Raw genomic sequence first — 13,630 nt, 5'->3', positions numbered from 1 at the left:
GGGAGGTCTGGAGGCTCGGTGCGGGAAGAGACTGAGCTTCAGGACCCTCGCTCGATCGCGACACAGGTCACGAACCCTCTGGCCGGGCGTCTCACACAGACGCACCCACACCACGAAAACGGACATCCTCGCGCCCGACCGCTCATGCCATTCGCATTGGCGCAGCGGAGAAATCTCGCTACTGCTACGACACTGCAGGAAGAAACAACCGGAGCGGCGGGGGTACAGCGCTCAATGCGTCGCGGCTTCCCGCCACGTGCCGCCGAAAGGATCCGATCAGTGACACTCAATCACGCTCAGGACAGCCCATTGTCACCCGCCGCCGCCCACGTGGCCGGCCCGGCACTGACGGGGAGACTGGTGGCGCAGGGCTGCGATCTACCAGATCTTCGTCCGCGGCTTCGCGGACGGAATTGGCGAGGGCATCGGCGACCTTGCCGGGGAACGTAGCCGACTCGGGTACCTCAGCGAACTCGGCCTCGACGCCCTCTGGCTCACGCCGTGGTACTGGTCGCCGCTAGCCGACAGCGGCTAAGACGTCGAGGACCACCGGGCCATCCACCCCGACTTCGGGCAACTCGGGGAGGCGGAAGACTTGATCGCCGACGCTGCATCGCTCGGTATCCGAACCGTTGTTGACGTCGTCCAGAACGGCTGAAGCTTGACCCGCTCAGCCGCCGGTCGATCCACTTGCATGAAAAGCCGCCGGGGGAATAGTGACGTTGCGTGGTTGTCCGCCGTCGATACTCAACAGGAGCAGTTGTGCCGCTTCCCTTCCGAGGGACCGGGGCGACGTTTTGATGGTCGTCAACGCTGGGCGAACCCACTGACCTGGCAAGATGCCATCGAAGCCAGCGATCGCGAGGTCATCTGGGACCTGTACCCCCAGCTCGAGTGCCCGGTTGAGGAAACCGATCGCGGAGAGGTCGTTTGCGCAGAAGACCGCCGTTGGGCGTTCCTTGAGGTCAAGGATAAGGTCTGCGGCACGCTGACCACCTTCATAGGTGAAGTCCCCGCACACCTCAACTGACGCTTCGAGTCCACGGGCGCGGAGCGCGGTACGCCAGGCCATCGAGCGGTTGCGCGCGTGCACGAACGCCGGAGGGCCAGCGACGTGTGCAATCCGTTCATGTCCCCGTTCAACCAGGTGCCCGATGAGGTCGTCTATAGCCTGTTCGCCGTCTTGGACCACGGACGGAAGATCGCTATCCCGCCTTCCGGGATTGACCGCGACGGCGGGGACACCGCGGCTCTGCAGAGCACGCCATCGTTCGTCGTCGATGTGCAACTCGCTAAGGAGAAGGCCGTCGACTCGACCGCTTTCAGCGAGCTCGATGTGTCGGGCGAGACTGCTGGCTTCATCCTTCGCGATCTGTAGCGCCAGGGCGTAGCCGCGGGGAGCAAGCACTTCCTCGACCCCGCCGATGAATGCTCCGAAGAACGGGTCCGATTCCAGCACGTCCGGGTCGCGCTGCACTATCAATCCGATCGCAAACGCCCGCATCGATGACAGACTGCGCCCGCGAATCGATGGCACATACCCCAACGATTGGGCGACGCTCTGCACACGCTCTCTCGTCTGCTTTGAGACACCAGCGCGATTATTCAAAGCTGTCGACGCGGTGCTGATGGCGACGCCAGCTTGCCGCGCCACATCTGCGATTGTGACGGAGGCGGACGCGGTGCGGCTCATGGGATGACTGTACGCGCTGGACGGCATCGGGCCGAGAGTTGACACGAAACGCTTCGGAGCGTAGGTTCCCCACAACCCGAAACGGTTCGGACTGACACGAAGGAGTGCATCCACATGCTCGTCACACCTGCCCGCGCAGCGCTGGTAAAGATCGGGGCGCTCGGCATCGCCGGCGTGGTGACCCTTGGTCTGCTCAGCGGTTGCTCTTCATCCTCGAACGAGGAGTCCTCGGACTCCGGAGAGCCGAGCGGCACCCTCAACGTGCTGGTCGCCTCCGCCGACGCCTCGGACACAGCGTTCAAGCAGCTGAATGAGGATTTCGAGGCGAAGTATCCGGACGTCACGGTCGAGTTCAGCAGCGTCCCGAACAACGACTTCAACGCGGCTCGATCGTCCCGGCTAACAGCCGGCAACCTCGACGTCACGCTCGCATCACCCCGAGAGGTGCCCTCGTTCGTCACGGGTGCCGTAGCCACGGATGACAACACCGCCGCGGACGCCGGGTTGTTCACGGACCTCTCCAACGAAGAGTTCTTGAAGAACTTCACGCCGAGCGTCATAGATTCGCTGAAGTATGACGGCAAGAGCTACACCGTCCCTACAGGCTTGAGCTACTACACAGGCGTGTTCTACAACAAGGACATGTTCAAGAAGAACAACATCGAAGTGCCCACAACGTGGTCCGAGTTTCAAGACGCGGCGGCGAAGTTGCAGGACGCCGGCGTCGCACCACTGGGCATCGGCGGGAAGGACGGCTGGCCGGCTGGACTGACGATGATCGCCTCGGTCCAGAGCCTCTACCCGACTGCGGACGACAAGGAGACCCTCGCGAAGGATCTGTGGGCAAAGGACGCCAGCCTCAGCCAGGGCACACAACTCGAGGTCCTGAAGCGAGTGCAGTCTCTGTATGACATGGGTCAGGAGAACTTCGCCGGCGTTGCCTACAACGCGATCCCCGCCGCATTCGCAAACGGTCAGGTCGCGATGACCGTCGACGGAACCTGGGACCAGACCACGATCGATCAGGCCGTTGCGCAGAAGTTTGAGTACGGCTACTTCCCGCTGCCCGCGTCGGACAACGCCTCTGACAACACCACCCTCGGCGGCAAGGTCGAGCTGCGCATGGCCCTTCCGACCTCCTCGAAGAACAAGACCGCGGCGATGGCGTACCTGGACTTCTTCTCCACACCGACGGAATACAAGAAGTTCGTCGCAACAACTGGGTTCGCTCCGGCTCAGCCGAATATCCCCTCGAGTGACTTCCTGCAGTCGATCGATCAGTACACCAAGACGTTCTCTCCGGCATGGGACCAGGTCTGGACCCCGAACAGCACGGCCGGTCAGGCGGCAGCGTTCCCGTTCAACTACTCCGCGGTGAGCCCGCTCGGGACATCCAGCGCGGACGAAGCAGCGAAGGCGTCGCAGTCGGCCTGGACCGCTGGCGGTTGAACGCGGTGGAGCCGCCGGATCTCACGGCGGCTCCACCAGCCGTTCACACACCCGAACTAACGAAAGCCGAATCATGACCTCCTACCCCTTTGGCGGCCGAAAAGCCCTGCGCACCAGCTCCGGCCTCGCGGCAGCACTGCTGTTCGTGTTCGTCATCGTTCCCGCGGTAGGAATTTTCGTGATCTCCTTCACCGACATTCGCGGCCTGCCCGGGATCCCGATCCACTGGATCAACTTCGACAACTACATCGAGTTCTTTTCCCCGGCCCGCATCGATTACAACCTCAACGCGCTGAAGAACACGCTCATCTACGCCGTTGTATCGACCGTCTTCGCGAACGTAATTGCGCTCGGCATCGCTGTCCTGTTCAACCAGCGGCTTCGCGGCCGGAACGTGTACCGCGCGATCGTGTTCTTGCCCACCATCCTCGGCGTCACCGTAATCGGGCTCATCTGGTCTTTGTTCTTCAACCCCTCCCAGGGTCCTGCAGCAAGCATCTGGGCGCTCTTCGGTGGATCATCCGCGTTCTTCGGGGACCCGAAACTGGCTCTGTCGTTGGTGATCCTGGTACAGATCTGGTCGAGCCTGGGTGTGGCGGTGGTCATCTACCTCGCGGGGCTGCAGGCGATCCCGGAAGACCTCTACGAGGCAGCGTCCATCGACGGTGCTTCGGGCTGGCAGCGACTCCGGCTGGTCACCATCCCTCTATTGGCGCCCTCGATCACCGCGAACGTTCTGCTCTCTATCGTCGGGTCGCTGCAGAGTTACCAGTTGGCGTACGTGCTGACCGGGCCGAGCAACCCCGCCACGCAGCTGCTGTCGCTGGCGATTTTCTCCCAAGCGTTCGGTGGGAACGCCGCGGCCGGAATCGCCGCGTCGCAGGGTTACGCCGCCACGATCTCTGTGATCCAGTTCTTCATCGTCGGCATTATCTCCGTGATCGTGCTCGCTTTCCTTCGACGCCGGGAGGCGCAACTGTGACATCGACACGCCCCCGAACCCTGCACGCCCCGAGCCGATCCGCGGCCACCTCGACACCGCCACGCCGGCACGGGATCAACCCGGGCAGCATCGGCAAGTACGTCCTTGTCGGAATCGTGTTGCTGTGTTTCGTTTTCCCGCTGCTGTTCTTGGTGAACACTTCCCTGAAGTCAACCGCGGAGTTCTATGCCGACCCCATCGGCATCGTGCAGCACCCCGCTTTCGAAAACTTTGGTACCGCGTGGGTGCAGGGCGACTTCGGCGCCTATGTCCTCAACAGCGTCCTCTACACCTTCGTCGCCGCCGGGCTTGGTACCGCCATATCGGTTCTTCTAGGCTTCCCTGTCGCGCGCGGCTACCTCCGCTTTCCGCGGCTCTGGAACGGCCTGTTCGTCGTACTGCTTTTCCTTCCGAATGCTCTGGTCACTCAGTTCCAGTTGTTGCTACACCTGAATCTCTACAACACACAGGTCGGGTACATCGTCATCATGGCCGCCTCCGTCGGTATCGGACCAATCCTGATGTCCGCCTACGTGAAGTCTCTGCCCCGGGAGCTCGACGAAGCCGTCGCAATGGACGGCGCCGGCTACTGGCGCTATCTGATCACCTTCGTCCTTCCCCTGTCCAAGCCTGCGATCGCGACGATCTTCATCCTGCAGGCCATTGGTGTGTGGAACGACATCATCCTCGCCACGATCCTCCTGCCGGATCAACAGAAATCACCGATCTCGTTGGGCCTTTATGCCTTTCAAGGCACCTACACCAGCCAGTGGGGGCTCCTCGCAGCCGCGACCCTCATCGTCGCCGCGCCGTTGATCGCCGCGTACATCTTCCTGCAGCGATACCTCATCAGCGGTGTCGTCGGCAGCGCCGTCAAGGGCTGACCCGCCCCAGGCGCCCGCCCACCCGACTCCTCACCCGGAAAAGGCACTCATGCTTCCCTCTCGTACCACAACCGCGCTCTCCCGACTCTCCATGACAAGGGTCGGAGTCATCATGTCTCCCGACCCCGCCAACCCGTTGGAAGCGGAGGGGGTCCTGAACCCCGCATCGGCTACCCGCCCCGACGGCACCATCGAACTATTCCCCCGCATCGTGGCCGCCGGCAACCGATCCCGCGTTGGATCCGCGCGTGTCCTCCTCGACGTGGAGGGCGTCCCCATCGGTGTGCATCGCACCGGAGTTGTCCTCGAGGCCGACCGCGCCTGGGAGCACGGGCTGCACCACGGCGGCGTCGAGGACCCCCGCATTACCCGCATCGACTCGCTCGATTGCTGGGTGATGACGTACGTCGCCTTCGGTCCGCTGGGCCCGTCGCCGGCTCTCGCTATCTCGAGCGACCTGGACACCTGGAAGCGGCTCGGACCGCTCATGTTCGACTACGACGACACCCTGAATACGGACCTCAACCTGTTCCCGAACAAAGACGTCGTCGTTTTCCCGGAGATCGTCCCGGCCCCCGATGGGACGCCGAGCTTCGCAATGCTGCACCGCCCTATGTGGGACCTCCATTTCTCCCGCAACGGCGAACCCGCACCCCTGCCCACAAACATCCCCGACGACCGGCAGAGCATCTGGATCTCCTACACTCCCGCTAACCGGGTACTCGAAGACATTCGCCAGCTCACCCACCTCAGTCAGCACCGGTTCGTCGCCGGGCCAATGCATAATTGGGAGGCCGTGAAGATCGGCGCCGGGCCAGCACCGATCCGAACCAATGACGGCTGGGTCGTCATCCACCACGGCGTCGCCGGCACCATCGTCGGTAGTGTCTTCGAACCGCAGCAGCACCTGACCTATGCCGCGGGCGCGCTCCTACTCGACCTCGATGACCCCAGCCGGCTCGTCGAGCGAAGCGAACACCCCCTTCTTGCTCCCTCCACCGAAGAAGAGCGCTCTGGGACCGTCGCGAATGTGGTATTCCCAACCGCCGTGGAGACCGTCGACGGAATCAGCTACGTCTTCTACGGCATGGCAGATGCGCACATCGGCGTCGCTCGCCTCGACGGGCTGAGCCGCTGACGAGTGCCCACCCCGGCATCGCGACGTCAAGCTTCACAGCAGCAAGCGCTGATCCGGCCACCTGATAGCGGCACGTTCGCCATCATCGACCCTACTCATACCGGAGTATTCATGAGCACCACCGCCTTGTTCATCGGCGACAGCATCACCGATGCAGGCCGCCGCACCGACCCCAGCGGGCACCTCGGTGCCGGCTATGTCCGTCGCCTCGCCACGATCACCGCCGACAGCAACATCGACATCGTCAATCGTGGCATCGGCGGCGACCGCATCTGCGATCTACGACGTCGGTGGCAGCAGGACTGCCTGCAGCTCACCCCCGACATCGTCACCATCCTCGTCGGCGTCAACGACACCTGGCGCCGCTACACCGAGAACGACCCGACCACCGCCGAAAGCTACCGAGACGACTACATCGACATCGTCAACCGCACCCAGAACGCTGGCATCAGACGGATCATCATCCTCGAACCGTTTGTGATCCCCATCAACGATGAGCAACAGACCTGGAAATCCGACGACCTCGACCCTAAGCGCGCCGTCGCAAAAGAAATCGCCGACGAACACGGGCTGCTCTTCGTCCCGCTGCAAACCATCCTCGCGGACGCCATCACCGACGACGACCCCTACAGCGTGGTCGAGGACGGCGTGCACCCGTCCGCCGTCGGCCACGACACCATCGCCAACGCCTGGTGGCAGCACGCCCAAGCACTGCTCAGCCTTTGACGTCGCCGCGCTCCCAGCGGACGACCCGACCGCACCGCCCGCCTACCCGCAGTTCCACCAGCGAGAACCCTTTCGAAAGGGGGTAGTCGTCATCGAGAACAAAGACGCGCCATCCCAACCATCGGGACCTCGCACCATGACTAGCAGGTTGTCCAACTTCGTCACACCGGCGGCGACGTCGTTCCACCGGAAGAAATTTCCCCCCGCTACTGGCAGCTTTGCCTATCCGACGATCGCGCCCTGGCGGTCTTGGCGGATACCGGCAGCGACAACATGGTGACGGCCACGTAAAAGCTGACGTATCACCATAAAGACACCTTCATGGCATCCGGCACCTCGCCGGAACCTCAATTTAATGCAGGATAAGGAGATTCGTCACCATGGCGAACTACAAAATTTCAGCGAATATGGAATTCGTTCGGAGCGCGGACCTCAGTTTCGAAGCGGGAGTGAAGGTCGCCGCGGAGCTCGGCTACGAATACGTCGAGCCGATGGTACATACCGGTTGGGAATTGCTTAGCGAAGTCGGCTACTTTCACTCTTTTTCCATGGAGGAAGACCCGTTGCTGATGAAGGAGATCTGCGATCGCCACGGCGTGAAAGTCTCGTCTCTATCCGCTCATAGTCCCCTCATGAAGCCCGAAGCGGCCGTCCCGCGTCTGACGCGCGCCGCAGTCCTGGCGGATTACGTCGGTACAAACATCTTAAACTCGGACGAGATGCTGAAACCCGACTGGATGGACGACGAGCGCGCACATGAGGCGATGCGCTACACGCTCTCGAAGTTCGAACTCGTCGCTCGGCGACACCGGATCTTTTTGGGAATCGAACCTCACGGCACTTACACCAAGACCGCTGCTGGGCTCTTGAAGATCGTCGATCTCGTTCCTTCTCCCTGGATTGGAGTGAACTGGGACACAGGGAACGCATACCTCGCCGGAATCGAGGACCCATACGAGGCACTCGAGACCGTGCGCGACCGCGTCATTCACGTTCATGCCAAGGACATCAGCTTCGAACAGGCCGAGAGTGATCGAGGCTCTGTCACCGGAACGCCCGTCGGCTGCGCCTGCGGCGAGGGCGTCGTGGACTGGGACCGGATCCTTCATCTACTTGATCCAATCGACAGCGACCTCACCCTGTCCGTCGAATGTGGCACGATTGATCAGGCTGCAACAAGCATCGAATATCTCCAGGGTCTCATCACCGCGCGCAAATCCACGTCGATCTCGATGATGCAGGAGCGGGCTCGATGAGCGGGGAGACGTTCCGCTTCGCGATAGTCGGTGCCGGAGCCATCGCCACTGCACACGTCGACGGGATGCTTGCTCAGCCTGATGTCGCTGAGGTTGTGGCAGTTTGCGATCCGCGGGATGAGGGCATCAAGAATCTGCGCGCGCGCGTACCGGAAGCCCGTGGATTCTCGTCCATTGACGACCTCATCGACGCCGGCGGTTTCGATGCGGCAATCATCGCGACGCCACACCATCTGCACCTCGAACAGGCGATGGCGTTTGTGACCCGCGGGATCCCAGTACTGGTAGAGAAGCCTGTCGTCTCCACGACTTCAGATGTCCGCGCGCTCGCAGCCGCGTCTGAAGCCTCCGGGGCCTACGTGCTTCCCGGGCAGACCCGACGCTTCATCCGAGAGACTCGTTGGGCTCGCGCGGCTCTCGACGCCGACCCCGGCCTTGTGGGTGAGGTGACCACGTTCTCTCTTCAGAGCTTCCAAGACATCAGGGCATACACGCGCGGCGCCAATCACTGGCTCCTCGACGCGAAGCTCGCGGGCGGCGGCGTCGTCATTTCCCTAGCCATCCACCAACTCGACCTCGTTCGCTACCTCAGCGGTTCCGACTACGTGCGCGTGAGCGCCGCGGCCCAGTACGAGCTGCCATTCATCAACGGCGCGGAATCCGCCATGGTAGCCACGCTCGAGCTCGGTAACGGAGGTGTGGGGACTATGCAGGCGTCCTACGCCGCCACAAAGGCGCCATTCGGAGAATCCCTCACCATCATCGGGCGTTACGGCTCCATAGCCCAGCACGCCCGAAACATCGGCGAGACAGAGGGCCCCGTCATGATCAGCTCCGCACACGGCGCCGCCCCGACCGTTGGAAAGGACCAGTACGACGGCTGGGCCGAGGTCGAGCCTCCCGTCGGCCTCGAAACGCTCGACGCCAACCCCTTCGGGAACGAACAACGACACCTGATCGACGTTGTGCGCGAGGGTGCGGAACCGGTCGTTACGCTCGCGAACAACTTCAACACGATCGCTTGCATCGAGGCGCTCATGCGGAGCGCTCGAGAGGGGCGGTCGGTGCAGGTCGAGCAGTGGTGAAATCGGCATCCGTTTCACTGACGCGAGAGGCGGCTCAATTCTGGATCGACTCCGCTGAGGTCGGAAATTACGTGCTCGACGACGCGTACAAGCCCTTCCTTCACCCCCTCCGCACTATCGGAGGACGGACACTGTCGCTGGCGATGCCGTCCGACCATCGTCACCACAAAGGTCTCATGTATGCGCTCACCGCGACAGACGTGAATTGGTGGGAGGAAGTTGCAGTTGACGGCTATGTCGACACGCCGGGTGTACAGCGCATTGATGCCACTGAGCAGACAGGCGATGCGGAAATATCGCAGCAGTTGGTGTGGACGGACGCCGACGGAGGGAGAGCAACTTTTTGCGAGAGGCGCGTGATTTCTTGCTCCTGGCTAGAGGCTGGTTTCATCCGCTGGACCTGGTCTGCAGACTTCGAGGTACTCCGCGATACGGAGTTGCGGCAAAGCATCTGGAGCGAAGAACACCGCGGTCGGATGGTCAATTATCACGGACTAGGCATTCGCTTCCCCCGCGAGTTCGGATTCGATCCGAGCGCAGGGAGGTGGGAAAGCGTTAATTTGCTCGGTGCTGGTGCGATCATTGGGACGACCTCGGAGAGCGTTACCGTGACTGACCTCGTCGACGGAGAGATTCCGGCGCCGCAGGTCTCCCTCCGGATGACGCAAATCGGGAGTGCACACGGGTGGTTCGCTACTCAATCGCCTGGGTTCGGGTGGCTAAGCGTCGGCCCGACGGTCCTCCCCGAACGCAAGCGAATGTCGGCGGGTGATGTCTTCCATGAGAAGTACTTCGTGGACGTCGCCGACGGCAACCCCTTCGCGATTGAGTGATGATCAAAACCGCCGCCGTCTTTCCCGCCATCGAAGACTGGTCAGCGACACGGAGCGATCACAGGACAACGCCACCCGCGGAGCAGCTCCACACACGGGACGACTGCGGCCGGTGATTCGTTGCGTCGTTCGTCGCTTCCGAGGCGGCCGGTCAGCGATGGTCGCGCGGGGGCCTGTTGCGTCGAGCAGGACAGAGGCTCCTTGAGGGCGGCGTTCGATCGGGTCGAACGCCGCCCCATCGGCACCAGGACGCGCTGTCGATCTTCGGAGCGGCGGGCGAAACGGATGAATCGTCCCTCGGGGGATCGTCGGCCGGGCCTTGGCCTCGGGTGTCCGGAACCGCAGGCTGAACGAGAGGGAAGAGGTGCGCGATCGCGGCAGGGACGCTCGGCGTCCGAGGTGCGGCTTCCTCAGTGGAGCTGGTTCGGTAGCGCAGGAGCGCCGGCGGAGCGTGTTCTCCTCGGAATCGCTGTCAGGGTGATCATCGGCGGTCGCGTCATCTTCGACGCAGTGAACCGGGACGCCCTTCCCCTCGCTGCTGGCGCGGCGGAACTCGTCGGATCGTTCGTGCTGCCTATTTCGCGAGGCGGTCGAGCCAGTCGCCGAAGAGGGCGCGCTCGTTGTCCGTCAGTACCGTCGTGCTTTCGAGCTGCTGTTTGAGCCGCATCGCGGCGCCGTCCCGGTCGTCGTGGCTGACCGGTTCGGCGAGGATCGCCGCCAACGTCGCTTCGCGCGCTCGAGTGGACAGAGACATGTCCCTGGAATCATCGGGCATCGCGAGGAGAGTGAACACGACTCCCACTCCGGTCGCGCGGATCATGTTGACGGCGTCGAAGACGGGAACCGCCAGCATCCCGTTCTTCGCGGCTTCCTCGATCTGCGTGCGGAGGATCGCATCGATGGCATCGGCTGCGGGGGAGGAGGTGCCGGTGCGTGGTTCTCCATAGGCGATCGAGTACACCCGTGGGTGAAGCAGACCCCAGTCGATGTGCATGTCCCATCCCTGACGGAGCGAGTCGATGGGGTCGACGCCGGGCGTCCATCCCGTCCAGGTCGCGAGATGGGCCGAGAAGCCGTGGAGCGCGACCTGGTCGAGGAGTCCCTGCTTGTCGCCGAAGATCCGGTAGATCGTCGGTGCCTGGATGCGGAGGGTGGAGGTGAGCGCGCGCGTGGTGACGGCGTCGCGACCTTCAGTGTTCAGAAGGTCGTGCGCGGTGTCGAGGATGCGGATTCGCATCTCCTCAGAACGAGTCAACGCTCGCCTTCCGTCTCGGGGAATAGCAGAGCCGGTGAGATCTCGACTCGCGTCCATGATCTCACCGGCTCGGATGTGTCAGAGGTTCTCGATCGCCTGCCCCACCCGGAACAGGGTCGCCTCATCGAAGTGCTTTCCAATGAGCTGGATTCCGACGGGGAGTCCGTCGACGGTGCCGCACGGGACGCTGATCGCGGGGTGGTGGGTGATGTTGAACGGGGTGGTGTTCGTGGACATCTCGATGGAGGCGCCGATCGCGGCGCCGGCACCGTGAGCGGGGTCGGGGAGCGGGCGGGCGGTCTGCGGAGTGGTCGGGGTGACCAGCACGTCGACACGCGTGAGCGCTCCGTCGTACGCGGCGCGGAGAGTGCGGGACCGGTTGACGGCCTTCGCGTAATGCAGCCGGCCTGCTTGCTGGTCGACGTAGCGTCCGACGAGAGTGAACAGGCGGACGTTCGCGGGGTGCGCGTCGGCGTCGCTCTTGTGGTCGAACAGGTGCTGCATCATGTCGACCGGGTAGTAGTCGGGGCGACCGAAGCCGAAGCCCTGGTTGCGAAGCACCGTCTCGGCCATGCCCTCGATCGCGATCGCGGTCCACAGGGCCGGCCCGAGCGAGTGCAGCGGGATGGAGACCTCCTCCACGATCGCACCCTGCTGACGGAGGGCCTCGACGGTGGCGCGGACCGTCTCGTCGACCTCGACTTCGGCGTTCTCGGTTCCGAAGCCCTCGGTGAGAACACCGATCCTCAGACCCTCGACCCCGTCGTTGATCCGGCCGAGGTAGTCGCCGACGACGATGTCGCGCTGGCGGAAGTCGATGCCGTCGGAGCCGGCGATGACGGTGAGGAGCCGGGCGTTGTCGGCAACGGTGCGGGTCATCGGACCGACGTGGTCGAAGTAGCCGTCGAGGGCGCCGATGCCGGTGTAGGGGACGAGACCGTACGTGGGCTTCAGGCCCACGACGCCGGACCAGGAGGCCGGCATGCGGATAGAACCGGCCTGATCGGCGCCGAGGGTCATGTCCGCGTCGCCGGTCACGAGTGCGACCGCACTGCCGCTGGAGGATCCGCCGGAGGAGTACCCCATGCGGTGCGGGTTGTGCACCACGCCCGTTGCGGCGGTGTGGCTTCCGCCGGACATGCAGAAGTACTCGTTGGTGGTCTTTCCAATCACTTCGGCGCCAGCGGCGAGGGCTCTCGTGACGACGGTCGCGTCCTCATGGGGGACAAACCTCTCGAGCTCCTTCGAGCCGTTGCGCATCGGGACGCCGGCGACCAGGATGCTGTCCTTCACGCCGAGGCGGGTGCCGGCGAGCAGGCCCGAGTCGGCGCCCGGGATCGAGGTGCGGACCTCCCACGCGTGGTGCGGATCCTCATCGGAGGTGGGGACCGTGTAGTCCACCGCGTCGCGGCTCGAGAGGACCTCGGGCTCCGGAATGGCGTTGAGGGCGTCCAGCACGCCGACCATTCCAGAGATCATCGCGGTGTACTCCTCGGGAGCTTCGGCGATGTCGGTGTAGCCGATTTCGGCTGCGAGGTCGGCGATGTGCGCCGAGGTGGGTTTCTGAACGGACATGGCTGCTCCTGATGAGTCGATGAGCGCCAGTCGGACGCTAACAAAAAAAAGTTAGCATGTCTCGCAGGTCTCAGCGACTGCCGCTCGAACCGGGGGAGGTGAAGAGTCTCCGGACGAACGGCTGCCGCCCCTGCGCCTCAGATCTCGACTTCGCATCCGCGCTCCGAGCGTGCCCTCCGATGAGCGACCTGACCGGCCATCGGCGGGACCCCAGGCTCACGGGCCAATGCGTCAGATCGAATGCGCCACTGCGATCGGCCGAACATCCCGTGAGCGTGGCGAGTGCTTCCCCCGAGCGACCGGGGAGGTCGCCCGATCCGCAGTGTCGGCGGCGTTCCGTTCGGGGATCTTTCAGAGGAACGATGAGCCGGCGGGTCCTGCTCTCGGCGTCGGCGAAGTCCCCACTTCTCGACCGCGCCGCCACGGGGAATGCCGGTAGTCGCTCGTCTAGTCCGCGAGCGCCCGCAGCGCACGCAGGTGCACGGCGGCCCACGAGCGGAACGGCTTCCACGTCTCGGCGATCTCGTCGATCGAGCGATCGGCGCCGTAACGCTTCATGACTTCATCGCTGAGCTTGCCTTCGTTGCGCGGCAGCACATCGGGGAAGTTCGCGCCGCGGATCACGACGAGCTCGGCCGAGAACGGCCCCATCCCCAGGATGCTCTGCACCTGGACGAAGGCCTCGGCCGGCTGGAGCGTGCGCAGGTGGGAGCCGGAGAGCTGTCCGTCGAGAGCGGCCTCGGCGATCGCGTGG

The 13,630-nt window shown here is 63.7% G+C and carries 11 protein-coding genes and 2 pseudogenes; 9 read left to right on the top strand and 4 right to left on the bottom strand.

Annotation, left to right across the window (positions count from 1 at the left end):
- Window positions 1-376: 376 nt before the first annotated feature.
- A pseudogene (locus tag ASG06_RS19595) lies at window positions 377-652 on the top strand (alpha-amylase family glycosyl hydrolase); the annotation flags it as partial.
- An 18-nt stretch (window positions 653-670) separates the two neighbouring features.
- Here ASG06_RS19595 and ASG06_RS19590 read toward each other — a convergent pair.
- Complete coding sequence (locus ASG06_RS19590; RefSeq protein ID WP_082499264.1) at window positions 671-1,693, bottom strand: LacI family DNA-binding transcriptional regulator; 1,023 nt, start codon at window positions 1,691-1,693, stop codon at window positions 671-673.
- A 114-nt stretch (window positions 1,694-1,807) separates the two neighbouring features.
- On the opposite strand from ASG06_RS19590, the gene ASG06_RS14320 reads away from it, so the two are divergent.
- The 8 genes from ASG06_RS14320 (at window position 1,808) to ASG06_RS20280 (ending at window position 10,046) form a co-directional block, all read left to right on the top strand.
- The gene (locus ASG06_RS14320) at window positions 1,808-3,142 is read left to right on the top strand and encodes an ABC transporter substrate-binding protein (RefSeq protein WP_056043618.1); all 1,335 of its coding nucleotides are present in this window, start codon (window positions 1,808-1,810) and stop codon (window positions 3,140-3,142) included.
- A gap of 73 nt (window positions 3,143-3,215) precedes the next feature.
- On the top strand, window positions 3,216-4,124 hold the full coding sequence (locus ASG06_RS14315; RefSeq protein ID WP_056043616.1) for a carbohydrate ABC transporter permease: 909 nt from the start codon (window positions 3,216-3,218) through the stop codon (window positions 4,122-4,124).
- Complete coding sequence (locus ASG06_RS14310; protein WP_082499263.1) at window positions 4,121-5,008, top strand: carbohydrate ABC transporter permease; 888 nt, start codon at window positions 4,121-4,123, stop codon at window positions 5,006-5,008. Before ASG06_RS14315 ends, ASG06_RS14310 begins: the two co-directional genes overlap by 4 nt.
- 112 nt (window positions 5,009-5,120) lie before the next feature.
- Entirely contained in the window at window positions 5,121-6,146 is a 1,026-nt protein-coding gene (locus tag ASG06_RS14305) for a glycoside hydrolase family 130 protein (protein WP_082499312.1), read from the top strand.
- Window positions 6,147-6,257: 111 nt separating this feature from the next.
- The gene (locus ASG06_RS14300) at window positions 6,258-6,872 is read left to right on the top strand and encodes an SGNH/GDSL hydrolase family protein (RefSeq protein ID WP_056043607.1); all 615 of its coding nucleotides are present in this window, start codon (window positions 6,258-6,260) and stop codon (window positions 6,870-6,872) included.
- 380 nt (window positions 6,873-7,252) lie between these two features.
- The gene (locus ASG06_RS19585; RefSeq protein WP_082499262.1) at window positions 7,253-8,128 is read left to right on the top strand and encodes a sugar phosphate isomerase/epimerase family protein; all 876 of its coding nucleotides are present in this window, start codon (window positions 7,253-7,255) and stop codon (window positions 8,126-8,128) included.
- Window positions 8,125-9,213: a Gfo/Idh/MocA family protein gene (locus tag ASG06_RS14285; protein ID WP_056043604.1), complete on the top strand. Its 1,089-nt coding sequence runs from the start codon at window positions 8,125-8,127 to the stop codon at window positions 9,211-9,213. The genes ASG06_RS19585 and ASG06_RS14285 overlap by 4 nt, the downstream gene beginning before the upstream one ends.
- Window positions 9,207-10,046 carry a DUF6807 family protein gene (locus ASG06_RS20280; RefSeq protein WP_327205499.1) on the top strand — a complete coding sequence of 280 codons (840 nt, stop codon included), beginning with the start codon at window positions 9,207-9,209 and terminating at the stop codon, window positions 10,044-10,046. The genes ASG06_RS14285 and ASG06_RS20280 overlap by 7 nt, the downstream gene beginning before the upstream one ends.
- A gap of 574 nt (window positions 10,047-10,620) precedes the next feature.
- Here ASG06_RS20280 and ASG06_RS14275 read toward each other — a convergent pair.
- From ASG06_RS14275 to ASG06_RS20275, 3 genes and pseudogenes are all read right to left on the bottom strand, one after another.
- Window positions 10,621-11,358, bottom strand: coding sequence for a TetR/AcrR family transcriptional regulator (locus ASG06_RS14275; protein WP_082499260.1), 738 nt, complete (start codon window positions 11,356-11,358; stop codon window positions 10,621-10,623).
- Between the two features lie 21 nt (window positions 11,359-11,379).
- Window positions 11,380-12,876: an amidase gene (locus ASG06_RS14270; protein WP_056043594.1), complete on the bottom strand. Its 1,497-nt coding sequence runs from the start codon at window positions 12,874-12,876 to the stop codon at window positions 11,380-11,382.
- A gap of 447 nt (window positions 12,877-13,323) precedes the next feature.
- Window positions 13,324-13,630: pseudogene (locus ASG06_RS20275) on the bottom strand (hypothetical protein); the annotation flags it as partial.

It is taken from the genome of Rathayibacter sp. Leaf185, assembly GCF_001423885.1.
GTDB lineage: Bacteria > Actinomycetota > Actinomycetes > Actinomycetales > Microbacteriaceae > Rathayibacter.
This window is presented reverse-complemented; position numbering and strand designations above follow the sequence as displayed.